Raw genomic sequence first — 24,366 nt, 5'->3', positions numbered from 1 at the left:
TTTATGAATGGAATTCTCGGCTGATGCTGCTTAAATAGCAAACATTTTTTCGTGATTATTTGATAAGAGAAGAGGTCGATAAAATAATCATGAAATCTGTATTTAGACGTCTAGACTCCTGAAGTTTGTGTGATAGGATGACAGCATAACGAAAGGAATGAGGCTGTACTGTGGGAACTAATGTAAGACAACAGATTGAAGCTCAATTGAAGCAACGTATTCTTCTGATTGATGGTGGTATGGGCACCATGATTCAGGGATACAAACTTGAAGAGCACGATTATCGAGGAGAACGCTTTGCGGACTGGCACAGTGATCTAAAGGGTAACAACGACTTGTTGGTACTTAGTCAGCCTCAATTGATCAAAGAAATACACAGCGCTTACCTCGAAGCTGGTGCTGATATCTTAGAAACCAACACCTTTAATGCGACCACTATCGCTATGGCTGACTACGATATGGAAAGCCTAAGTGAGGAGATCAACTTTGCAGCTGCGAAGTTAGCTCGTGAGGTGGCGGATGAATGGACGGCTAAAACACCGGAAAAGCCACGCTATGTAGCAGGTGTTCTGGGCCCTACAAACCGCACGTGTTCTATCTCTCCGGATGTAAACGATCCTGGTTACCGCAATGTGAGTTTTGATGAATTGGTCGAAGCTTACTCTGAATCTACTCGAGCCTTAATCAAAGGTGGTTCAGACTTAATTCTTATCGAAACAATATTTGATACCTTGAATGCTAAAGCGTGTGCATTCGCTGTGGATTCAGTATTTGAAGAGCTTGGTATCGAGCTTCCTGTGATGATTTCTGGCACCATTACTGATGCCTCTGGCCGAACCTTATCAGGTCAAACGACGGAAGCCTTTTACAATTCATTACGCCACGTGAGGCCTATCTCATTTGGCTTAAACTGTGCGCTTGGCCCTGATGAACTGCGCCCATATGTCGAAGAACTTTCACGTATTTCTGAATCTTTTGTGTCTGCTCACCCCAATGCCGGGTTGCCAAATGCATTCGGCGAATATGACTTGTCTCCTGAAGATATGGCGAAGCATGTTAAAGAGTGGGCCGAAAGTGGATTCTTGAACTTGATTGGCGGCTGTTGTGGTACAACGCCTGAACATATCCGCCAAATGGCAGAAGCGGTTAATCAGGTTACTCCTCGTCAGTTACCAGAGCTTCAGGTCGCATGTCGTTTATCTGGCCTGGAGCCACTGACCATCGAGAAAGAATCCTTGTTTATCAACGTTGGTGAACGTACTAACGTAACGGGTTCAGCTCGCTTTAAGCGCTTAATCAAAGAAGAGTTATATGATGAAGCGCTCGATGTTGCTCGTCAGCAAGTCGAAAACGGCGCGCAAATCATCGATATCAACATGGATGAAGGCATGCTGGATGCAGAAGCATGTATGGTTCGCTTCTTGAACCTTTGCGCTTCTGAGCCTGAAATCTCCAAAGTGCCTATCATGGTTGACTCTTCAAAGTGGGAAGTCATCGAAGCCGGCCTGAAATGTATTCAGGGTAAAGGTATCGTGAACTCGATTTCTCTAAAAGAAGGTAAAGAGAAGTTTGTCGAGCAGGCGAAACTGATTCGCCGCTATGGCGCCGCTGTTATCGTGATGGCATTCGATGAAGTCGGACAAGCAGATACCCGTGAGCGCAAAATTGAAATTTGTACCAATGCTTACCGTATCTTGGTTGATGAAGTTGGCTTCCCACCAGAAGATATTATCTTTGACCCAAATATTTTTGCGGTTGCAACAGGTATCGATGAGCACAACAACTACGCTGTCGATTTTATCGAAGCTGTTGGCGACATCAAACGTGACCTGCCACATGCGATGATATCTGGTGGTGTATCTAACGTTTCGTTCTCTTTCCGTGGCAATAACTACGTTCGTGAAGCGATTCATGCTGTGTTCCTTTACCACTGTTTCAAAAACGGTATGGATATGGGTATCGTTAACGCTGGTCAGCTGGAGATCTACGATAACGTGCCTGAAAAGCTGCGCGAAGCGGTAGAAGACGTCGTGCTTAACCGTCGTAACGATGCTACCGAAAGGCTTTTGGATATCGCTTCAGAATACGCCGATAAAGGTGTGGGTAAAGAGGAAGATGCCTCTGCACTGGAGTGGAGAACTTGGCCGGTCGAAAAGCGTTTAGAACATGCTCTAGTTAAAGGCATTACCGAGTTTATCGTTGAAGACACTGAAGAAGCTCGTGTTAATGCTTCTAAACCATTAGAGGTCATCGAAGGCCCATTGATGGATGGTATGAACGTCGTCGGTGACTTGTTTGGTGAAGGTAAGATGTTCCTTCCTCAGGTAGTAAAATCAGCGCGTGTAATGAAGCAGGCGGTTGCCCATTTAGAACCATTTATCGACGCTGAGAAGCAGGTCGGTCAGACCAACGGTAAGATCTTACTCGCAACGGTAAAAGGCGATGTACACGATATCGGTAAAAATATCGTTGGTGTTGTACTGCAGTGTAATAACTACGAGATCATTGACCTTGGCGTTATGGTGCCATGTGAAAAGATCCTAAAAGTCGCCAAAGAAGAGAACGTCGATATTATCGGTCTGTCGGGTCTGATTACACCATCATTAGATGAGATGGTTCATGTAGCTAAAGAGATGGAGCGTCTTGACTTTGATCTGCCATTGCTGATTGGTGGCGCGACAACGTCGAAAGCACATACTGCGGTTAAAATTGAACAGAACTACAAACATCCGGTCGTTTACGTCAACAATGCTTCACGTGCCGTAGGTGTTTGTACGTCACTATTGTCTGATGAACGTCGTCCTGATTTCGTCGAAAAATTAAATGCCGATTACGAGCGTGTTCGTGATCAACACAACCGTAAAAAGCCACGAACCAAGCCAGTTACTCTGGAAGAAGCTCGCGCAAACAAAGTGGCAATTGACTGGGAGGCGTATACACCTCCAGCACCAAAGCAGTCGGGCATTCATATTTTTGACGATTTTGATGTCGCGACCTTACGTAAGTACATCGACTGGACCCCGTTCTTTATGACCTGGTCTTTGGTTGGAAAATACCCGACCATTTTCGATCACGAAGAAGTGGGTGAAGAAGCGAAGCGTTTGTTCCATGATGCGAATGAGCTACTTGATCGCGTTGAAAGCGAAGGCCTGATGCAGGCGCGAGGCATGTGTGGCTTGTTCCCTGCCGCGAGTGTGGGTGACGATATTGAAGTGTACACTGATGAATCGCGTACAGAAGTCGCGAAAGTCCTGTGTAACCTTCGACAGCAAACTGAGAAACCAAAAGGCTTTAACTACTGCCTGTCTGATTATGTCGCACCAAAAGACTCGGGTAAGCACGACTGGATTGGCGCGTTTGCGGTCACTGGTGGTATTGGCGAGCGTGAACTTGCGGATGAGTATAAGGCTAAGGGCGATGATTATAATGCCATTATGATCCAAGCGGTGGCCGATCGTCTGGCAGAAGCTTTTGCTGAATACCTGCATGAGCGTGTTCGTAAAGAAATCTGGGGTTATGCTGAAGATGAGAATTTATCTAACGATGAGCTAATCCGTGAAAAATACCAAGGTATTCGACCTGCGCCTGGCTACCCAGCATGTCCAGAGCATACGGAAAAAGGACCGCTATGGGATCTTTTGAACGTAGAAGAGAATATCGGTATGTCTTTGACGTCTAGCTATGCCATGTACCCTGGTGCCTCAGTGTCTGGTTGGTACTTCTCTCATCCGGATTCTCGCTACTTTGCGATCGCGCAGATCCAGGAAGATCAGTTAGAAAGCTATGCTGAACGTAAAGGTTGGGACAGGCTTGAAGCAGAAAAATGGTTAGGTCCGAATATTAACGGCTAATCCAACGGAAAAAGAAAGGGCTGCCATCAGGCAGCCCTTTTTATATTGTGAGATGAACAGCGTTTATTTTTCAAATAGCTCAGCATGCAGTTTTTGAATCGCCTGTTGCGATTCTGACTTGTGCAGTAGGAAGCACAAGTTATGCGGGCTCGCACCGTAGCAAATCATACGCAGGTTAAAGTCTTCTAATGTACCGAATACTTGTTTGGCGTATCCTTTGCTACCGCTCATGTTGTTTCCGATAAGAGCCACCAAGCATAGGTCGTGCTCTACTTCCACTTTACACAATTCTTCTAGCTCTTCTCTTACGGCTTGAGGTAGTTGTGGTGCACCACCAGAGGTGTCTGTTTGGTCTAGAGTTAACGAAACACTGATTTCTGAAGTGGTAATCAGGTCTACTGAAATTTTGTGTTTAGCCAGAATCTCGAACACTTTAGCCAGGAAGCCGTATGCATGGAACATGCTTGCACTACGTAGAGTGACCATGGTTTGGTTGCAACGCAATGCAAGAGCTCGGTATAGCGGCGAGCTTTCTACTTGGTGACGAATCCATGTGCCACCTGCTTCTGGATCTTTAGAAGAGCCAACAAACACTGGAATGTCGTGGCGCAAAGCAGGAACGAGTGTAGAAGGGTGGAGGATCTTAGCACCAAAGTTTGCCATTTCTGACGCTTCGCTAAAGCTGATCTCAGGAATTGGAGACGCTTTTGGCGCAATACGTGGGTCTGTTGTGTAGATGCCCGGAACATCAGTCCAGATTTCTAAGCCAGAAGCTTTAACACCTTCAGCAATCAGTGCAGCACTGTAGTCACTGCCACCACGACCTAATGTGGTTGTGTTGCCTTCTTCGTCTGAGCCGATGAAGCCTTGAGTGATGACTACTGACTCCTGGCATAGAGGGACTAACTTCTCTTGAGCTAGCTGAGAAATCGCTTCGACATTTGGCTCGGCACGTCCGAAGTTATCGTCGGTTCTTAGCACATCACGAATATCAAAACGCACCGCATTGATACCACGCTCTCTCATCAGTTGAGCCAAAATGTGCGTCGACATTAACTCACCACACGCAACTAAATGGTCTGTCAGTTTAGAGCTAGCTTGGATAGAAGCCGCTTCTGCAAGGCTAGTTACCGTATCAAGGATAGCGTAAACCTCTGCGCTTGCTTCTGCTGCATCTCTTAGCTGACCAAGGATGTCATCATGAATTTCTGCTAGCTTACGTAGCAACTCGGCACGCTGTTCCTGATCCTGAACACCATTGGCCAGTTCTACCAATAGGTTCGTTACACCAGAGCAAGCGCTGCTAACGACAAGGCGAGTATTTGGATTGTTTTCAATAATGGCGGCACAACGGCTCATTGCCTCGAAATTGGCAACACTGGTTCCACCGAATTTTGCTACGTTAAATGCGCTCACTGAGTTCTCCCACGACTTCTTAAACTAATATATCCGATATTTAGTGAGGAAAGGAACAGAGCAAAAAGAGAGGTATTTAGAATGATATTTGAAATATGTACCCTCAGAAGCTCTTCATCAGACAATGCTGATGACAGTTGATGGGACTCAACCCACGTCAACCGACAAGTCAAACCCTGCAAATTTGACTTACCTCGGCACTACTCCCCCTGAATAATTCGTATTGGAATTGCGGTTCCACAAATTATCTACCTGGGTAGTGCTCCTCTTCCACATAAAGCTCAAACATTGAACGGTTTTGGCGTCACAAAGTCAATGAATATTTCAACTATTCCAAGATTTTTTATTAGTGAAATTGTGACAGTGGTTTGAACTCAATACCTACGGCTAATTGCCGAGCACTATAAAATCCATTAGTGTGAGTTCTTTGATGCCCGAGACTTATTCAAAATTCTAAAAACTATTGTCCGCGCTCGGGTTAAGTAACGTCAAACAAGGAGCTCACATGCCGATCCAAAGCTTTATTCCCCCTCACCGTATCCTAATGGGACCAGGTCCTTCAGATATCTATCCGCAAGTGCTGCAAGCGCTTAGCCGCCCAACAGTTGGTCACTTAGACCCTCTGTTTATCGCAATGATGGATGAGCTGAAACAACTGCTGAAGTACGCGTTCCAGACAGAAAACGACTTTACCATTGCCGTTTCTGCTCCAGGTAGTGCTGGTATGGAGGCATGCTTTGTTAACCTTATCGAGAAAGGTGACAAAGTTATCGTATGCCGAAATGGTGTTTTTGGTGAGCGCATGCGTGAAAACGTTGTTCGTGCTGGTGGTGAAGTTGTCTTGGTTGATGACGAGTGGGGCGCGCCAGTCTCTGTCGATAAAGTCGAACAAGCACTGCAGCAGCATCCTGACACAAAGATTTTAGCATTTGTTCACGCGGAAACATCGACAGGTGCAGTCAGCGACGCTCAAGCTTTGGGTAAGTTAGCCAAGCAACACAATGCGCTCTCTATTGTCGACGCAGTTACGTCATTAGGTGGGGTACCGTTAAAAGTAGATGAATGGCAACTGGATGCGGTGTACTCAGGTAGCCAAAAATGTTTGTCGTGCGTACCTGGCTTGTCTCCGGTGACATTCTCTCAGGCTGCCATTGATAAGATTCAATCGAGAACAACACCAGTACAAAGCTGGTTCCTTGATCAAAGCTTAGTGCTTGGTTACTGGAGTGGAGAGGGTAAGCGTAGTTACCATCATACCGCGCCAGTGAATAGCCTGTATGCTTTGCATGAAGCGCTATTGATTCTGCAAAATGAAGGTTTGGAAAATGCTTGGGCTCGTCACCAATTGATGCATGAAAAACTAAAAGAAGGTCTACAAAAGCTCGGTTTTGAGTTTGTTGTTGAAGAAGCGCATCGCCTACCTCAATTAAATGCTATTTATGTACCGGAAGGCATTGATGAAGCGAAGGTTCGAGCTCACTTACTGGAAACCTATAATCTGGAAATTGGTGCAGGTCTTGGTGCCTTGGCAGGCAAAGCGTGGCGTATCGGCTTGATGGGCTACGCAGCTCGTCCAGAAAACGTTGCGCTATGTTTGAAAGCGCTGGAAGAGTCGCTGACAGAGTAGTGACATCTGAAGTAAAAAGCGAAGGTAATCCTTCGCTTTTTTCGTTTATTTACTGCTCGTCTGACTGCTTCGGTGAAGCAGATTGAGCTTGTGATGGTGGTTGGTAATTTACTTTACTGAAATCTACCCGAGGAAATAAGAACTGCGCCTCTGCACGAATTTGCTCGGCTTTACTTCCATCGTCGAGCCCTTGGTAAGCCAGGATCAAATTGTTATAGAAGGCCGGGCGTGGCTTATCTTTAATGATATTTAGTGACCAATCGATATAAGGCTGAATCAAGCTTGGGTCTTGTGTTTGTAACCCGATAGTTAGAAAGGTGCTGTACACATCCCAGTCGAATCTATCTTTCCAAACCACAGGGTTGCTGACTTGATTAAGAATGTCTGGGTGTGTCGGGCGTGTGGTTTCAAATTTCGTTAGTATGTAGTTGGTATGTAAGGCACTCACCATGTAGAACGTAAACACAGCAGGCAGAGCCAAGCTTACGATGCGCAGCAAGCTTTTCGTGATTTTTGTAAAGCCGCCTTGGCGATAACGCGCAACTCGCTGATCCACCCAATATATTAAAATGATAAAGATTACCCAATGCACTAACGAGTGATAAAACGGGTATTCGAGCTGCGAGTGGAGAACAATGGGTATAAACAATGCCAGTAAGGCTAAACGTGTCCCGCGTTTGGCCTGATAGATTCTGTGCAGCACTAATGTCATGGCCAAGAAGATACCTATAATTGGCAGTAATCCACCTTCTACGGCCCAGTACAATAATTCATTGTGCGGGTGATCCATTGCAGGCAATCCGGCAGGATATTTCTCATTTAACGCATGTTGGCGAGCGGTATAAATCATGTACTCCGACTCAAACTTTCCGTAACCATAGCCGGTGAACGGTTTTTCTATCACCATATCTACCGTTTGCGGGAAAGTGTAAGCGCGAGCCGATTCCATGTTGACTTTCTCGGCGGCTAACCCGTTACCTTGTGGGAAAGCGATTTGCATGACCACTACTGATAACAACAGTCCGGCTGCGAGTGAAATCACCCAATGCGTAAAGCGCCGCTTGGTATTGTAGCGGTACATGTACGGGATAATCAGAAGGACCGCAAACAGAGAAGCCAGCCAACCTGTTCGTGAAGCAAGCGCAACGATCAAAGGGATGGTTAAAACGGGTACCGCATAAAGTAAGTAGACATCACTGAGCTTACGATCGTACTTGTATGGCTGACGCGCCAGTAAGTAACTGGCAATGACTAAGCCAGTTGCTAGAAAGCTAGCCATGACATTGGGTTGTTGAAAGATACCGTATGGACGGTTAGCTACGGTGTTGTATCCGAAAGGATTATCTGGTTTTAAGTAGAGATATTGCGTCAGACCGAAAATAGCCTCTATCACCACCGCTAACACGATAAACCACAAGATTCGTTGACGATGCTTATTGCTGAAATGGAATTGCTGAAGTACAACGAAAAACAGTAAACCACTCCACAGGCCAATGAGTTTATTCGCAGCTAAGTGACTGTTTGCGTTTGGGTAAAAAATCGGGATGGTCATAATGATGACACTGATAAATAACCCGATAGTTAATTTTGAATATCTTAATGCCTGATTACGGGCAATTTGATAGCAACCAATCCCTAACGCAAAGCTAAACGCTATCCAAGATGTCGCATTGAAGGATAAAGCCAACCCTGAACCACCTGGATTTGGCATAAAAAAGTGCATCGCCAGCACAAACAGTACTGCCAAAGAGAGGAGAAACTTGCGATTGAGAGGAACCTGAGTTTTTCCCGGAGAAAGCCTTGTTCCACTTACATGTATAGTTGCCATAGACATTGCGTTGTTTTGAATGAAAAAAGACCAGCAATGGCTGGTCTTTGTACTTTACCTGTTTTTTCTATTTCAACATAGGGCTAAGGAAGCGAGCCGTGTGTGAACCTTCGATCAAGGACACATCTTCTGGCGTTCCTTGAGCAATGATCTCACCACCGCCTTGGCCTCCTTCAGGGCCGAGATCGATAACCCAGTCGGCCGTTTTGATTACGTCCAGGTTGTGCTCAATGACCACGACTGTGTTGCCGTGATCACGCAGACGGTGCAGTACCGATAATAACTGCTGGATGTCATGGAAGTGCAGACCTGTCGTTGGCTCATCCAGAATGTAGAGCGTTTTGCCAGTATCGCGCTTTGATAGCTCTCTGGCCAATTTTACGCGTTGTGCTTCACCGCCGGACAGGGTTGTTGCCGCTTGACCAAGGCGAATATAAGACAGGCCTACATCCATTAATGTTTGCAGTTTACGTGCAATGACAGGTACGGGTTCAAAAAATTTGCGCGCGTCTTCTACCGTCATCTCCAACACTTCATCAATCGTTTTGCCTTTGTAGCGAACTTCTAAGGTTTCACGGTTGTAGCGCTTGCCCTTACACACATCACAAGGAACATAGACATCCGGCAGGAAGTGCATTTCGACTTTGATTACGCCATCGCCCTGACATGCCTCACAACGACCGCCTCGAACGTTAAAACTAAAGCGCCCTGGCTTGTATCCGCGTGAACGTGATTCTTGCGTACCGGCAAACAATTCGCGAATTGGAGTAAAAATGCCAGTGTACGTAGCAGGGTTAGAACGAGGTGTACGACCAATTGGACTTTGATCGATGTCGATGACTTTATCAAAGTGTTCCAGACCTTTTATCGATTTATAAGGCGATGGATGTGCAGTCGTGGCACCATTGAGTTGCGTATGAGCAATCTTGAAGAAAGTATCATTAATCAGCGTTGATTTACCGGAACCAGAAACGCCAGTAATACAACTAAACAAACCCACTGGCACTGACAAGTTAACGTTTTTCAGGTTATTACCCGTTGCACCGATAAGCTCGACGGTTTTTTTAGGATCGCGAGGTGTACGCTCTTTCGGTACGGCAATCTCTTTTACACCACTCAGATACTGACCCGTTAGTGAGTTAGGATTCGCGATGATCTCTGCCATTGTGCCTTCTGCTACGACGTTGCCACCATGAACGCCAGCGCCAGGGCCGATATCGATTACATGGTCAGCACAGCGAATGGCATCTTCATCGTGTTCCACAACTAAAACAGTATTACCCAGATCGCGCAGGTGAGTCAGTGTTTTTAGCAGACGTTCATTATCTCGCTGGTGGAGGCCAATCGATGGCTCATCAAGTACATACATTACCCCAACTAAGCCCGCACCAATTTGGCTTGCTAAGCGAATACGCTGTGCCTCACCGCCAGACAGGGTTTCAGCACTGCGAGATAAGTTGAGGTAATTTAGCCCCACATTCACCAAAAATTGCAGGCGGTCATTAATTTCTTTCATGACCTTTTCAGCAATCTGTGCACGCTGACCTTCCAGTTTAAGCGTTTGGAAGAAGCTCAGCGCATCCGCAATGCTCAGTTCTACAATCTCTGGGAGTGTGGTGTCGGCAATAAACACATTACGCGCTTCAAGACGCAGACGTGTACCGCCACAACTTGAACAAGATTTAGTCGAGATATATTTAGCTAATTCTTCACGAACAGAGTTGGACTCCGTGTCTCGATAACGACGCTCGAGCGTGTTCAGAATGCCTTCAAATGGATGACGTTTAACTCGAATATCACCACGATCATTGATGTACTTAAACTCAATTTCCGTGCGGCCAGAACCCTTTAATATGATCTCTTGCGTTTTCTTCGGCAGAGAATTAAACGGAGCATGAAGATCAAAGCCATAGTGATCCGCAATTGAGGTGAGCATCTGGAAGTAGTAATAGTTCTTTTGATCCCAGCCACGGATAGCACCTTGTGCCAGACTCAATGAATCATCCTGTATAACTCGGCTTGGATCAAAATATTGCTGCACACCCAAACCATCACAGGTACCACAAGCTCCCGCAGGGTTATTGAATGAGAATAGGCGAGGCTCTAATTCCTGCATGCTGTAGCCACATTTAGGACAAGCAAAGTTTGCAGAGAAGATAATTTCTTCACCGTCACCATCCATTGGCGCGACAACAGCAATACCGCCAGACAACTCCAGTGTGGTCTCGAAAGATTCAGCTAAACGTTGTTGCAGATCCGGACGAACTTTAAAACGATCGACGACGACTTCGATCGTGTGTTTTTTGTGTAATTCAAGTGTTGGAGGATCGGAAAGATCGCAAGTTTCACCGTCAATACGAGCACGGATAAATCCCTGTGCTGCTAGGTTTTCTAACGTCTTTACGTGCTCGCCTTTACGCTCTTTAACGATGGGTGCCAGTAGCATCATTTTACTGCCTTCAGGCAATTCCAATACTTTATCCACCATTTGGCTGATGGTTTGGGCAGCAAGAGGTGTGTGGTGAGTCGGACAGCGAGGTTCACCGACACGGGCGTAAAGCAGGCGTAAGTAGTCATAGACCTCGGTAATCGTACCTACGGTTGAGCGTGGGTTATGAGACGTCGACTTCTGTTCGATAGAAATAGCTGGTGACAAGCCTTCAATATGATCGACATCGGGCTTTTCCATAAGAGACAAAAACTGACGCGCATAAGCCGAAAGAGACTCAACATAACGTCGTTGACCTTCCGCATATAAGGTGTCGAAAGCGAGGGAAGACTTACCGGAGCCACTTAATCCAGTAATAACCGTCAGTTTATCGCGAGGGATAGTCAGGTTGATATTTTTAAGGTTATGGGTTCGGGCACCGCGAACTTCTATTTTATCCATCGTATTTGCTCTATGTATAACCAAGTTGGGCAAGTATTACATAGTGTGAGAAATGTGCAAAGGAATACTGGACAAAAAAACAGTAAACAAAAGCCCAGCATTTGAGCTGGGCTTAATCATGTGAGAATAAGTGATAAGTTTGAAAAGCTTATGCTTCTCGTTGAGTCGCGTGTTTGCCTAGCTCAGACTTCTTCTCGTCTTTTAGGTACAGGTTTTCGAAACAGTAATTCGTTGCTTCGATGTAACCTTCTACGCTACCACAATCAAATCGCTTACCTTTGAATTTGTACGCGAGTACGCAGCCAGCTTTCGCTTGCTTTAGTAGGGCATCAGTAATCTGAATTTCACCACCTTTTCCTGGCTCTGTGTTTTCAATTAACTCGAAAATGTCAGGAGTCAGGATGTAACGGCCAATGATGGCCAGGTTACTTGGCGCTGTGCCTTTCTCTGGTTTTTCAACCATGTCATCCACACGGAAGATATCATCTTTGATCATCTCACCTGAGATAACGCCGTATTTGTGGGTTTCTTCTACTGGGACTTCCTGCACCGCAACAATAGAGCAGCGGAACTGTTTGAAAAGCGCGACCATTTGAGCCAGAACGCCTTCGTCTTCATTGACACAAAGGTCATCAGCTAAAACAACAGCAAAAGGTTCATCACCAACCAGCTCACGACCAGTCAGGATCGCGTGTCCCAGACCTTTCATCTCTCGTTGACGGATGTAGGTAAAGTTAGCTGACTCAATGATTTCACGAATGTCTACCAACAGCTCTTCTTTGTTAGTGCCGCTGATTTGGTGCTCGAGTTCGTAGTTTTTATCAAAGTGATCCATGATTGAGTGTTTGCCACGACCAGTCACAATACACATGCCGTTCATACCAGCTTGGATCGCTTCTTCAACGCCATATTCAATCAGTGGCTTGTTCACTACCGGCATCATCTCTTTTGGCATTGACTTGGTCGCTGGTAAGAAGCGCGTACCATAGCCTGCAGCAGGGAACAGACATTTTTTAATCATTGGGGGAATTTCCTTTCTCGTCATTATCTTCAAGAATTTGCGCATAACTTTAACACGAGTGTTATGTCTTAATCATGAATAAAGTAGGAAAAATTGTGAGGCAGGGGCCGGAAAAAGAATGAGCGGATCAAACTAAGTGTTAGAACCGCATTAACTTAGTTAACGGGAGGTTACGTTAATTAAGACATCAGATTCTGATCAGCCCAAGCAATCGCTTGTACGCGGTTTTTCACCGAGAGCTTTTTAAAAATCTGGTACAGGTGAGACTTAATCGTAAACTCGCTCACAAATAACTCTTCTGCCATTCGGCTATTGGATGCCCCATTTTGAAGACAGCGCAACACTTGTAATTCCCGAATGGTAAGATCTACGGTCGCGGGTGCGGTATGGGTATTGATCACATTGCGGTAGTAGTGAAGCAGCTGGCTGGACACATTGCGAGGTAACCAGTTTTGGCCATTAATGATGCCTTTTAATCCTTCCCCAATTCGTTCAAGCGATTCGTCGGCATAGAATACGCCTTTAAGCTGGCCGAAAGAGAGCAGCTCATCCGTAGTCAGGCGTTTTGGGACATTAAAAATCACTGTTTCAAAGTTTTTCCACACCAGTGGCAAATTCTTAATCGACTGAACAAGCGATTTATGTTCACTGAAATCGATGAGTAAGATTTTATTACGATGTTTCGGCTTTGCTTCCATTAAAGCATCCGTCGAGATCACTGGGATACCGATCTCGATGTACTTCTCCAGTGCCGCTACCTTTTGGGGCACATTCTCTTCCATACTGATCAGAAATAGCTTTCTGGCGTAAGCTGATTTTTTCATGATGTCAAATCTCCCAATCTTCAGTGAAGGTTGTACGTTGGCATCAAAGAAACGTCTGCGCTATACGCTTGGTGAATAAATGCGTTCAGATTCAAAGCTTCACGCTGCGATGTCTGCAACGTGAATTAAAAATGCTACATGTGCTGGTTGTATAGAGATTTTGGTTCTAGATAATAACTAGATAGAACACTATCGTATTAGACTTTAATCAATCCAGTAAAGCGTGCTATTCTAATGCGCTAAAATTTTAACTACCCAGAGTCAAACGGAGCACATCATGGCCAGCCGTGGAATTAACAAAGTTATTTTGGTGGGGAACCTAGGTAACGACCCTGAAATTCGTTACATGCCGAATGGCGGTGCAGTAGCAAACATTACTATTGCAACCTCTGATTCATGGCGTGATAAAGCGACTGGCGAACAGCGCGAAAAAACTGAGTGGCACCGAGTTGTGCTGTTTGGCAAACTTGCGGAAGTTGCTGGCGAATACCTACGTAAAGGCTCACAAGTTTACGTTGAAGGACAACTTCAAACGCGTAAATGGCAAGATCAGAGTGGTCAAGACCGTTACTCAACTGAAGTTGTAGTTCAGGGCTTCAATGGCGTAATGCAAATGCTGGGTGGTCGCGCTCAAGGTGGCGCTCCTGCTATGGGTGGCCAGGCACCTCAGCAAGGTGGTTGGGGTCAGCCTCAGCAACCAGCTCAGCCGCAATACAATGCGCCTCAGCAACAAGCTCCAAAGCAATCTGCTCCACAGCAGCCTCAGCAGCAGTACAATGAGCCACCAATGGATTTTGACGACGATATTCCGTTTTAATCTTAATTGCACTGAAATTTCAAGGGCCGCGAATATCGCGGCTTTTTTATTATCTGTGTCCCATACTGAATAGTATGAGATGTTCTCAAGTGATGACATTGTTTGCCGCTAACTAAACTATGGCGGTAAAAACAGTATGCCTCTCACAATCAAACTAATCAGATTGTTTATTAAATATCGATCAAGTATAAGTATTTCAATAAGGTATATGGTGAATAGAAAAGGAATTCGGTGTTCATGAGGTATACCCCAACTCTTAAACTAAGCACGCGGCTGGTGGCTTTCGTCACTATGATCGTGATATGCGCAATGTTTATCTTATTTGTCGGCGGCACCCTCTCTTTTAAACGGCTTGGGCAAGAATATCTTACCCATTATTTAGAAGGGATCGTTGAGGTGGTCGACAAGGAGATGGAAGATCCGGATGCGGCATATTCCATGCAGCGCTGGATGCCCAAAATGCTGCAGGCCAGCAACATTGTTGAAATGACGTTGACGACCAATGATGCGGTCGTATATCGGTTTAAAGACACGTCCCATAAGATGGACGCGTCGGTCTTGTTTGAAAAAGAGTATCCGCTTACTCACAACCAGGACTATGTGATCTATTTTAAGGCGATACCTCCTTACTTAGGTTACGGCTATTCAATGCAGGCATTGTGGTCGATCACTCTGGCGGTGATTTTGATCATTTTTTGTCTGATGCGTGGCGTCGCTTGGTTAAAAGAGCAGTTAGCTGGTTCAGAAATGCTGGAGGAGCGTGGCCGAATGATTTTGGCCGGCCGTGTTGAGCAATACGCGAAAGGTGATAAATCCGAGTGGCCTTATACCGCCAGTGAAGCGCTCGATGTGCTCATTGAAGAGTTACAAGATGCACGTCAGGAGCGCAGTAGGTTCGATACTTTCATTCGAACGCAGACCTTTTTAGACAAGTTAACAGGAACGGCGAATCGAGTGCTGTTCGACAGTAAGTTGGAATCCTCTTTATTAGAAAGTGGTGCGCGTGGCGCAGTGATGCTTGTACGTCTTCATGACTGGAAGTTAGCTGAAGAGGAACAAGATAAGCAAGTTACCGATGATTTTATCGTTGAGGTAGGCAGCCTGCTATCTAACCTGGTTCAGCGTTACCCTGACGTGGTTTTTTCGCGCTATTACGACTCTGACTTTGCGTTGTTTTTGCCTCATCAGGATGCAAAAGGGGTAGCAAACCTTGCTTCACAATGTATTCGTCAGCTTGAGAAATTGACGCCACCAGAACCATTGGAACCAGATAACTGGTGTCACATTGGTATCACAATGTTTAAAGAAGGTGAGCGTCATAGCCAGATTATAGATGAAGCAGAAACTGCATTACGCAGCGCACAGCTACAAAATAACAACAACTGGAGTCGCTTCAAAAAGTGGAATCACGATGAGGAAGTTCGGGGAAGTGTTAGATGGCGTACTTTGTTTGATAAAGCGCTGACCCCAGAAAATGTGCTACTGTATGCACAGCCGGTTTTTGTAATGAATGATTCATCACATAAAAAACCGCTGTATGAAGCGTTAACCTGCCGCCTTCAAGACCCGGAAAACGGCATTGTGAAAGCGTCCAGATTTATCTCAGCCGTTAGACAGGTCGGTTACGAAACTCAAATGGATAAGGCTGTGGTTAATAAATTCTTAAGAAGTTTTAAGGATAATTTTGACCACTCAAAATCATATGCACTGAGTTTGACTGTAGTCCCATTTGCTAATCGAGAATATTTCAAATGGTTTCGTTATGAATTGCTACAGTTGTCACGTGAGCAAAGAAAGTGTCTCAATTTTGAGTTTGTGGAAGCACAATTTGTAAGACACTTAGACTTTATGCGCCCAGTGGCTAAAATGCTGGCAGGTTTAGGATGCCAGCTAATGATTGGGCAAGCTGGGCGAACTATCGTCAGTAGCCATTATTTGAAAGAGGTCGACATTCGTTACCTTAAGCTTCATCGTAGCTTGGTGACCAAGATAGATCAGCGGCATGAAAACCAGCTTTTTATTCGCAGTATGTTAGGTGCTGCCGCAAACAGTAAAACTAAAATTGTGGCAGTGGGTATTGAGAACCGGAATGAATTAAATACTTTACTTGAGTTAGGTGTATACGGTGGTCAAGGTCGCTATTTCGCTACAGAGCGACAATTCCTTCCCCGTCCGCAAAAGATGCAGCCCACTCGGTCAGAATCCCAAGTTAAGCCAGGGAGACGAAATCGCTGGCGTAAAAAATAAAGATAATATTCATGGATCTTAAAGCAGTAGTAGACAAGTTTGTGCGATCGTCAGGTAGCGGTCGCGCTTGTTTTTTAGTTATTCAGCCAGACGCAATCTATTTATCATCATCACTGAAAAGTACCCGACCGACCCGGTTTGAAGTCTCTGAGTCAAATTGGGAGAGAGCGGTTGAACAGGCACTCAGTGTCGCAGCCAGTTCTTACGATTCATTAAAGGTAGTACTGTCTCACAACTACTACCAGATGTACCAAATCGATAAACCAGCAATGCCTCGTCACGAGTGGCCTGCTGCATTGCCGTTTTTGTTGAAAGAGCTGATCTCGGAACGCGCAATAGATATCGTTGCGGATGCTGTAGAACTGCCAAACTCGAGTAAGGTTCAGGCGTATGTGTTATCAAGAAAAACACTTGATAAGCTTGTGCAGATCGCGAATCACGCTCAGCTGTCGTTAGACGCTATTATTCCTGAAGACTGTGTTTGGGGTCATACCGCTGGGGAGCTCGGTAATTTCATTTTGCTGCAACGCAGTGTTCGAGGGCACTTCCGCATCAGTGCATTTGTCGAACGCACGATTGCATTTCATCGTTCCATTCGCAGTGTCACGCCGCCGTTGACTGGGGTTCCTTCCACTGAGCTGCAAATGGACAGTCTGTCATTGGAGCTTCAGCGCTCGATTGACTACTTGTCGTCACAGCTGCGCCATGTCCAACTGCATCAGATGAAAGTGTGCTGTGATGAAGAAGATGAACACGAGCTGGTTCAATCTCTTAATTACCGCCTGAGCACTAAAGTTTCGCCATTAATTCACGAAGATAATGAGTTATCAGGACATGTGCTGGCTAATACTGCGACAGCAGCTAACGCGCTACACGTTAACTTATACCCTGACTACTTAAAGCCGAAAAAAGAGCTTCTGACTTTAAGAAATGTGGTGATTTCTTGGGGTGTTGCGGCGGCGGCTATTTTTCTGTCCTATGGCTACGTAACCTGGCAGAGTGAAGGATTAGAAGATGAAATTGCCATTGTAAAGAGCAAAGGCGAGATCATGAAATCTGAGCTGGAGAGGGCTCAGGTCAAGTTACGCAAGCATCAGCCTGACACCAGTAAGTTAGCCGCGAAAGAGCGTCTTGAGCGCACCGTGAAGGCTAAGCGAGACTCGCTAAAAGCGGTCGGGAAATATGACGATTCACAACTGACAGGGTACTCCGGTGTCATGCAGTCTCTTGCTAAGTTAGGCAATAGAGAGATTTCTTTATCAGAAATTCGAATTAACAATAATACCTTGAACTTAAAGGGGTTGGCTAAAGCGCCAAGCTCAGTGCCTAGCTGGGTGAACCGATTTAAAGATGAGATCAACCTTGTTGGTCGTACTTTCGATGACGTGAATATTGGTCGCAATGAAAAAGGTATTGTCACGTTTGAATTGAAGGCCGGGGAGGAGAAAAAGAAATGAACGAGTTCTGGCTTTCTCTGGAAGAACGTTTTGGTGAAATGAGTGCACGAGAAAAAATACTGATCGCCTTGTGTGGTTTAGTGACAGTGGTGATGCTGCTGTTCACGCTCGTGCTCGAACCTAAACTTAACCAAATAAATAACAATGAAAAACAGCTGAGTAACTTAAAGCAGGCCAACCAAAAAACTGAGATTGATATTTTGCGCATACAAGCGCAGCTAAAGAAAGATCCAAACTCGGAAATTGATTTGCAGGTTTCACGTCTGCTTGCTGAAAGCCAGCGCCTTTCGCAGCAGCTTTCAGAGATCATTGAGCACCTTATTACCCCTTCGCAGATGGCGGGGTTACTTGAGCAAGTGTTAGAGCAACAAACGGGGATTCATTTAGTCTCTTTGCAAACGTTGCCTTCAGAGCCGATCTCTGACGACAAAGAAGTATCTCAATATTCAGGGTACTACGTACATCCTGTGCGTATGGAAGTGACGGGAGATTACTTCTCTATTGCGAATTATTTGGGTAAGTTGGAAAAGCTACCTGCCAGCTATTACTGGCGCAGTTTTCATTACAAAGTGGATGAATATCCTAAAGCAACATTAGTGTTGGAAGTGTACACATTAGGCTCTAGAGAGGCGTTTATCGGTGGTTAAGAAGTTCATTATCTCAATAGCCTTAACGGTCATTGCGGGAGGAGTATGGGCAGACCAAGACCCTACCGCACCACTTGGCTGGCAGAAGCCGGCTGCCGAATCTAACGCCAAACCAACAAAAAAACGGTCGAGGCTACCGACACTAAACAGCATTGTTTGTAAAGTTGGCAGCCAATGTAGTGCCATTATGGATAATCAAATTGTAGAGCAGGGTGAACTGTTCAAAGGTTATCGCGTGGTGAGTATCACCAGTGAATTTGTAACTTTAAAGCAGAGTAACCGTCAGTGGAAGCTGGAGCTTTTTGGTTTAAACGTAAAAAAATAAGAGTCAGAGCCTGATCAGATATGCGCAAATTAGTTGTAGGAATTATTACTGCTTCTTTAATGGGATGTTCCATGGGGCATCGAGATCCTGTTGAAGTGAAACAAGCTCTCAATGAGTCGATAAATCAAGCCAACAGTCGTGCTTTAGAAGAGCTGCCTTCTTCTGTTGAAGCCGACCTAATGCCGAACTTAGATACCAGTTCGTCTTCGGAGCAAGCGACATCCAAGCGTTTTCGTATTCAGGCGAACGCCGTTGAAGCGAGAAGCTTTTTTGCTTCACTCGTCAAAGGAACTGAATACAGTGCCGCGATTCATCCGGCAGTTGCGGGTAACATTACCGTTAATTTGTCTGATGTAACCTTAGATGAAGTACTGAGTGTTGTGCAGAACATGTACGGCTATGATGTGATTAAATCAGGCAAAGTGATCCAAGTTTATCCAGCGGGCATGCGCACGGTAACGATTCCTGTCGATTATTTGCAGTTTAAACGAACTGGTCGCTCACTAACGAGCATCAGTACGGGCTCTGTCACTTCTGCAGGGACGTCCAACTCTGGAGGAAGCTCAGACAGTTCAAGCTCATCAAGTTCGTCAGACTCTGAAAACAGTAGTGATAGCTCAACGTCTCCAACCGGTGGCACGCGCATTGAAACGGTCACTGAAAGTGATTTCTGGCCAATGTTGCAACAAGCGGTCGCAAACCTGATTGGCTCGGGCAAAGGGCAAAGCGTTGTCGTTACGCCACAGGCTAGCGTCATTACGGTTCGAGCGTTCCCTGATGACATTCGTCAGGTACGAGAGTTCTTGGGGGTTTCTCAAGAACGTATGCAGCGCCAGGTCATTCTCGAAGCCAAAATCTTGGAAGTGACGCTGAGTGACGGGTATCAACAAGGCATTAACTGGTCTAACTTATCTGCGTCGATTGGCTCTGGTGGTGTCTCTTTGGGTCGTCCTTACGCTGGTGGAACAACATTACCAGGTACTGGAGTTACAATACCAACGTTACCGGGGTTAGATACGATAGGTACCTTGCTGGGTGGTCAGACGAACGTCACCATTTCTGATGGTAACTTTGATGCCGTCTTGAGCTTTATGTCGACTCAGGGCGATCTTAATGTGCTATCGAGCCCACGCATAACCGCAGCGAACAACCAAAAGTCGGTCATAAAAGTAGGCACAGACCAATATTTTGTTACCGAGCTCTCAAGTAACGTGGGTAACGGTGATAACTCAAATGCTGTACCAGAAGTGGAGCTAACGCCTTTCTTCTCTGGTATCTCACTCGATGTGACGCCTCAGATCGACGATAAAGGCAATGTGTTCCTCCATGTTCACCCTGCGGTGATTGAGGTTGAAGAAGAAACTAAAGTTCTGAACCTTGGCGGAGATTTCGAAGATGTGCAGTTGCCACTGGCAAAAAGTTCGATTCGTGAGTCTGACTCTGTTATCCGCGCTAAAGACGGTGACGTTGTCGTTATTGGCGGTCTGATGAAGCAGCAGAACTTAGAACAAGTGTCTAAAGTGCCTTTCTTGGGCGATGTTCCAGCTCTTGGGCACCTGTTCCGTAATGTGAACAACGTGACACAAAAAACCGAGTTGGTGATTTTGCTTAAACCGACGGTAGTTGGTGTGAACTCTTGGCAAAAAGAGCTGGAACGCTCGCGTGATCTGCTTCAAGAGTGGTTCCCTGATGCGGAATAACGGCATTGAGACGTTAAGTTGTTCAAAATGTTTGTGATTTGAATATGTACTTGTCGCATTTTGGATTTCGAGTTCAGCCTTTTTCACTAACCCCAAACACAGAAATGTTTTTGGGGTTAGTCCCTCATTATGAAGCGATTCAGACCATTCTGGCCGCAGTTCAAATGGGGGAAGGGGTAATTAAGTTAACTGGAGAAGTCGGCACCGGAAAAACCATGGTGTGCCGTAAACTGATTGAGCAGTTGGACTCACAAGTAGAGTTGGTTTATCTGCCGAATCCAGTCTTAAATGGTGAGCAGTTACAGCTCGCTGTCGCCAGAGAGTTAGGGATAGAGAATAACGATCCTTTGCTTATTGTGTCACTCATTCAGGAACATTTGATTCGCGTTCATTCATCAGCCAAGAAAACTGTACTGATTGTGGATGAAGCGCAGGCACTTTCTCCTCAGGCATTAGAAGCATTACGCTTGCTTGGCAACTTAGAAACTGAACATGACAAGCTGATCCAGATCGTGTTATTTGGTCAGCCAGAGCTTGATGAACGCTTAGCGACTCATGAGCTGAGACAGTTTCGCCAGCGCATTACGTTCAGCTGTGAGTTACGTCCACTCTCACTCGATGAGGGAGTGGCATACATCAATAATCGTCTGGATATTGCAGGAAATGGAGCGCATATCTTTTCAGTAGAGCAGAAAAAAGCGATTTGGCGTTCAGCAATGGGCATACCAAGGCTGATTAATCAAATCTGCCATAAAGCCCTGTTAGCGGCGTTTAACGAAGGTTGTACTTTATTGAAAAATCAGCACGTTTATCTAGCAATACACGACACATTTGATGCCCGTAAACCCAAATTTAAAACACCCGTATTCTGGGGATGGAGTCAACCTTGAGTGCCATCAATAAAGCATTATCAGAAATTACAGAAAAAACATCACCGTCTGAATTAACCAGAGCCGAGATACCCCATGTTTCTCGCAGCAAGCCTTGGTTATGGCTGGTGGCGGGGTTTTCATTGAGCCTTGCGGTCGGAGGCTGGGCCGTATCTCGAGGTCCGGTTGCATCAGATGAATTCGCACAATATCAATCAGGGGAAGGCTTGCAGGTTAAATCTACGCTTGATGAACCTGCTTATTCACCGACCAGTAAAATGACGCCAGAGACAAGTCGTCAGGTTTACACTACGCCAGCTCAACAACAGCAAGTTATTGAAGCACCAGTAACAAAAAGTGAACCAATAACAAAGACTCCTGCACCAGAAGTTGACTCGTTTACTCCAAGACAAGAAATCAGAGCGGTTACGCAAGCGCCAATCCTGCTTGCTCAAGTTACTAGTGTTCCAAGTGAAAGTGCTCCATTGGGCTCTGGTACAGAAAGTTCGATGAATATTGAACAGGTTGAGCTGACGCATCATCAGTTAGCGATCAAAGCGTTAGGTCGTGCAGAGAAAGCTTTGGATGCCAATGATATGCAAACCGCGCTTTCTGCGTACCAAGAAGCCCTGCGTTATGAACCAACCAATGTGGATACACGCCAAAAACTCGCGGCGCTTTATTTTGGAAAAGGTGACACGAGAAAAGCTTATGAAATTATGCAGGAAGGCATCAGCCTAGACATCAACAATCAAACACTGCGACTGGCGTTATCCAAGCTGTTGGTTAAAGCCAAACAGCCTCAAGCGGCGCTTAGCCCATTGGTTCACATGCCGCCAATGCCAAATCGAGATTATTTGGCAATGCGTGCCGTGTTGGCACAAAAGCAGAAGCAGGATGAAATTGCATTGGAGAGCTACCAATTGCTCACCCAGCGCGATCCAGAAAATGCTCGCTGGTGGATGGGGTTAGGTATACAGCAGGAGCGAGCACTGCAGTTCTCTTCGGCTATCAACTCATACAATAAAGCGCTGGGGAAAGTTGGGATATCGAACCAGTCACAAGCCTTTATTCGCGATCGATTGACGGTTCTTAAGCAGTTGGAGAATGCGCAATGAAAATTCAGTTAAGAAAACGCTTGGGTGACCTTCTAGTTGATGAAGCCATTGTTACCGAAGAGCAGATTCAACAAGCGCTAACGGCACAGCGTAGTACCGGTCAGAAATTGGGTGATGCACTGATTGACCTTGGTTTTATTACCGAGAAACAGATGCTCAATTTCTTATCGCAGCAGCTAGGCTTGCCGTTGATTGATCTTGGCCGAGCTCCGGTCGATCCTGAAGCCGTACAAATCTTACCTGAAGTTCATGCGCGTCGGCTGCGCGCGATGGTGGTTGCTCGTAATGGCCACACGTTGCGTGTAGCAATGAGTGATCCAGCGGATCTGTTCACGCAAGAGTCGCTGATGAACTTGCTTGGCGAATACAGTCTGGAATTTATCATCGCGTCGGAACGCCAACTGATCGACAGCTTTGATCGTTACTATCGTCGTACTAAAGAGATCGCTTCATTTGCTGAGCAATTACAGGCGGAGCACCAAGATGTACAGAGCTTTGATTACGGAATCGACGAAACTGACAGCGAAGAAGTAACGGTAGTAAAACTGGTTAATTCCATGTTTGAGGATGCGGTTCAGGTCGGTGCGTCAGATATTCATATTGAACCTGATGACAAAGTACTTCGTCTTCGTCAGCGTATTGATGGTGTGTTACATGAAACGCTGCTAAATGAAGTTAAGATTGCTTCCGCGCTGGTTCTGCGTTTGAAGTTAATGGCTCAACTGGATATTTCTGAAAAACGTTTGCCGCAAGATGGCCGTTTTAATATCAAAGTTCGCGGACAATCGATTGATATTCGTATGTCGACCATGCCGACTCAATATGGTGAGTCAGTCGTTATGCGTCTGCTTAACCAGTCTGTGGGTCTACGTCCGTTGGAAGAGTCAGGTTTACCTCCTGAATTACTTGCTCGCTTACGACGTCAATTGTCTCGCCCACACGGGATGATTCTGGTCACCGGGCCGACAGGTTCCGGTAAAACGACCACGCTTTATGGGGCGCTAAGTGAGCTAAATGAACCTGAAAAGAAAATCATCACCGCAGAAGATCCGGTTGAGTATCGATTGCCGCGTATTACTCAAGTTCAGATCAACAGCCGTATCGATCTAACGTTCTCTCGTGTGCTGCGCACGTTCCTGCGTCAGGACCCGGATATCATTCTGGTTGGTGAAATGCGTGATCAAGAAACCGTAGAGATTGGTTTACGTGCCGCTCTGACTGGCCACTTGGTACTCAGTACACTGCACACGAACGATGCTATCGACAGTGCCCTGCGAATGATTGATATGGGTGCGCCAGGTTACCTGGTGGCGAGTGCTGTACGAGCAGTGGTTGCCCAGCGACTTGTCCGCCGTGTCTGCCCAGACTGTAAAACAGAAGAGAGTTTGGATGAATCACGTAAGCAATGGTTAGCTGGACGTTTCCCTAATCAAGTCGGCGTGACTTTCTACAAAGGAAGCGGTTGCCAAAACTGTAACCTGACGGGTTACCGTGGTCGAATCGGTGTATTTGAAATGCTCGAATTAGAAAACGAGATGATGGATAAACTGCGTGCTAACGATGCGGTTGGCTTTGCACAGGTGGCACGGAGATCCGAAAAATACAAACCGCTATTGGCTTCGGCAATGGAGCTCGCACTGCAAGGCACCGTAAGTTTGGATGAAGTCATGGCCCTTGGTGAAGGGGATGCTTCTGGTAAAACTGACCCAATTTTACTATAGGTAAGTGA

General features: G+C 45.9%; 16 protein-coding genes and 1 riboswitch. Of the genes, 11 read left to right on the top strand and 5 right to left on the bottom strand.

Translation table 11 applies throughout. The features are described 5' to 3' along the window. Positions 1 to 170: 170 nt before the first annotated feature. Positions 171 to 3,851: a methionine synthase gene (gene metH, locus DBX26_RS13520; protein ID WP_065297440.1), complete on the top strand. Its 3,681-nt coding sequence runs from the start codon at positions 171 to 173 to the stop codon at positions 3,849 to 3,851. 63 nt (positions 3,852 to 3,914) lie between these two features. On the opposite strand, the gene lysC is transcribed toward metH, so the two are convergent. Next, positions 3,915 to 5,267: a lysine-sensitive aspartokinase 3 gene (gene lysC, locus DBX26_RS13515; protein ID WP_065302936.1), complete on the bottom strand. Its 1,353-nt coding sequence runs from the start codon at positions 5,265 to 5,267 to the stop codon at positions 3,915 to 3,917. Between the two features lie 99 nt (positions 5,268 to 5,366). After that, positions 5,367 to 5,545: riboswitch (Lysine riboswitch) on the bottom strand. Between the two features lie 227 nt (positions 5,546 to 5,772). Here lysC and DBX26_RS13505 point away from each other — a divergent pair. Continuing rightward, on the top strand, positions 5,773 to 6,894 hold the full coding sequence (locus DBX26_RS13505) for an alanine--glyoxylate aminotransferase family protein (RefSeq protein WP_065297439.1): 1,122 nt from the start codon (positions 5,773 to 5,775) through the stop codon (positions 6,892 to 6,894). A 49-nt stretch (positions 6,895 to 6,943) separates the two neighbouring features. Here the strand turns inward: DBX26_RS13505 and DBX26_RS13500 are convergent, their stop codons facing one another. The 4 genes from DBX26_RS13500 to DBX26_RS13485 all read right to left on the bottom strand — a co-directional run bounded on the left by DBX26_RS13500 (position 6,944) and on the right by DBX26_RS13485 (position 13,457). Then, the gene (locus DBX26_RS13500) at positions 6,944 to 8,722 is read right to left on the bottom strand and encodes a PglL family O-oligosaccharyltransferase (protein WP_118119480.1); all 1,779 of its coding nucleotides are present in this window, start codon (positions 8,720 to 8,722) and stop codon (positions 6,944 to 6,946) included. Positions 8,723 to 8,789: 67 nt separating this feature from the next. After that, positions 8,790 to 11,612: an excinuclease ABC subunit UvrA gene (uvrA, locus tag DBX26_RS13495; protein WP_118119478.1), complete on the bottom strand. Its 2,823-nt coding sequence runs from the start codon at positions 11,610 to 11,612 to the stop codon at positions 8,790 to 8,792. A gap of 148 nt (positions 11,613 to 11,760) precedes the next feature. Continuing rightward, positions 11,761 to 12,633: a UTP--glucose-1-phosphate uridylyltransferase GalU gene (galU, locus tag DBX26_RS13490; protein WP_014233119.1), complete on the bottom strand. Its 873-nt coding sequence runs from the start codon at positions 12,631 to 12,633 to the stop codon at positions 11,761 to 11,763. Between the two features lie 179 nt (positions 12,634 to 12,812). Continuing rightward, entirely contained in the window at positions 12,813 to 13,457 is a 645-nt protein-coding gene (locus tag DBX26_RS13485; protein WP_118119476.1) for a LuxR C-terminal-related transcriptional regulator, read from the bottom strand. A 277-nt stretch (positions 13,458 to 13,734) separates the two neighbouring features. Here DBX26_RS13485 and DBX26_RS13480 point away from each other — a divergent pair, with 277 nt between their 5' ends. The 9 genes from DBX26_RS13480 (at position 13,735) to DBX26_RS13440 (ending at position 24,358) form a co-directional block, all read left to right on the top strand. Beyond that, a complete protein-coding gene (locus DBX26_RS13480; RefSeq protein ID WP_014233117.1) occupies positions 13,735 to 14,274 on the top strand; it encodes a single-stranded DNA-binding protein in 540 nt (179 codons plus the stop codon). Positions 14,275 to 14,511: 237 nt separating this feature from the next. After that, positions 14,512 to 16,521: an RNase E specificity factor CsrD gene (gene csrD, locus DBX26_RS13475; protein WP_065297434.1), complete on the top strand. Its 2,010-nt coding sequence runs from the start codon at positions 14,512 to 14,514 to the stop codon at positions 16,519 to 16,521. An 11-nt stretch (positions 16,522 to 16,532) separates the two neighbouring features. Beyond that, entirely contained in the window at positions 16,533 to 17,978 is a 1,446-nt protein-coding gene (locus tag DBX26_RS13470) for an MSHA biogenesis protein MshI (protein WP_118119474.1), read from the top strand. Then, positions 17,975 to 18,625 (top strand): type II secretion system protein GspM, encoded by a 651-nt coding sequence (gene gspM, locus DBX26_RS13465; RefSeq protein WP_014233114.1) that lies wholly within the window; start codon positions 17,975 to 17,977, stop codon positions 18,623 to 18,625. Before DBX26_RS13470 ends, gspM begins: the two co-directional genes overlap by 4 nt. After that, positions 18,618 to 18,950, top strand: a complete 333-nt coding sequence (locus DBX26_RS13460) for a hypothetical protein (RefSeq protein ID WP_020334514.1) — start codon at positions 18,618 to 18,620, stop codon at positions 18,948 to 18,950. Before gspM ends, DBX26_RS13460 begins: the two co-directional genes overlap by 8 nt. Before the next feature lie 20 nt (positions 18,951 to 18,970). Continuing rightward, positions 18,971 to 20,650 (top strand): pilus (MSHA type) biogenesis protein MshL, encoded by a 1,680-nt coding sequence (gene mshL, locus DBX26_RS13455; protein WP_081280096.1) that lies wholly within the window; start codon positions 18,971 to 18,973, stop codon positions 20,648 to 20,650. A 44-nt stretch (positions 20,651 to 20,694) separates the two neighbouring features. Continuing rightward, positions 20,695 to 21,540, top strand: coding sequence for an ExeA family protein (locus DBX26_RS13450; RefSeq protein WP_118119472.1), 846 nt, complete (start codon positions 20,695 to 20,697; stop codon positions 21,538 to 21,540). After that, positions 21,537 to 22,637 carry a lipopolysaccharide assembly protein LapB gene (locus tag DBX26_RS13445; protein ID WP_118119470.1) on the top strand — a complete coding sequence of 367 codons (1,101 nt, stop codon included), beginning with the start codon at positions 21,537 to 21,539 and terminating at the stop codon, positions 22,635 to 22,637. The genes DBX26_RS13450 and DBX26_RS13445 overlap by 4 nt, the downstream gene beginning before the upstream one ends. Further along, positions 22,634 to 24,358 (top strand): GspE/PulE family protein, encoded by a 1,725-nt coding sequence (locus tag DBX26_RS13440; RefSeq protein WP_020334510.1) that lies wholly within the window; start codon positions 22,634 to 22,636, stop codon positions 24,356 to 24,358. The genes DBX26_RS13445 and DBX26_RS13440 overlap by 4 nt, the downstream gene beginning before the upstream one ends. Positions 24,359 to 24,366: the final 8 nt, after the last annotated feature.

It is taken from the genome of Vibrio sp. dhg, assembly GCF_003443775.1.
GTDB lineage: Bacteria > Pseudomonadota > Gammaproteobacteria > Enterobacterales > Vibrionaceae > Vibrio > Vibrio natriegens.
The sequence above is the reverse complement of the archived record's forward strand: the minus strand, read 5'-3'. Positions and strand labels throughout refer to the sequence as shown.

Bases quoted from the DNA above. Each gene is read 5' to 3' on its own strand.
- DBX26_RS13440 (WP_020334510.1), top strand. From the start codon at position 22,634: ATGAAAATTCAGTTAAGAAAACGCTTGGGTGACCTTCTAGTTGATGAA.
- gspM (WP_014233114.1), top strand. From the start codon at position 17,975: ATGAACGAGTTCTGGCTTTCTCTGGAAGAACGTTTTGGTGAAATGAGT.
- DBX26_RS13500 (WP_118119480.1), bottom strand. From the start codon at position 8,722: ATGGCAACTATACATGTAAGTGGAACAAGGCTTTCTCCGGGAAAAACT.
- DBX26_RS13505 (WP_065297439.1), top strand. From the start codon at position 5,773: ATGCCGATCCAAAGCTTTATTCCCCCTCACCGTATCCTAATGGGACCA.
- DBX26_RS13480 (WP_014233117.1), top strand. From the start codon at position 13,735: ATGGCCAGCCGTGGAATTAACAAAGTTATTTTGGTGGGGAACCTAGGT.
- DBX26_RS13470 (WP_118119474.1), top strand. From the start codon at position 16,533: ATGGATCTTAAAGCAGTAGTAGACAAGTTTGTGCGATCGTCAGGTAGC.
- galU (WP_014233119.1), bottom strand. From the start codon at position 12,633: ATGATTAAAAAATGTCTGTTCCCTGCTGCAGGCTATGGTACGCGCTTC.
- uvrA (WP_118119478.1), bottom strand. From the start codon at position 11,612: ATGGATAAAATAGAAGTTCGCGGTGCCCGAACCCATAACCTTAAAAAT.
- DBX26_RS13485 (WP_118119476.1), bottom strand. From the start codon at position 13,457: ATGAAAAAATCAGCTTACGCCAGAAAGCTATTTCTGATCAGTATGGAA.
- mshL (WP_081280096.1), top strand. From the start codon at position 18,971: ATGCGCAAATTAGTTGTAGGAATTATTACTGCTTCTTTAATGGGATGT.
- csrD (WP_065297434.1), top strand. From the start codon at position 14,512: ATGAGGTATACCCCAACTCTTAAACTAAGCACGCGGCTGGTGGCTTTC.
- DBX26_RS13450 (WP_118119472.1), top strand. From the start codon at position 20,695: ATGTACTTGTCGCATTTTGGATTTCGAGTTCAGCCTTTTTCACTAACC.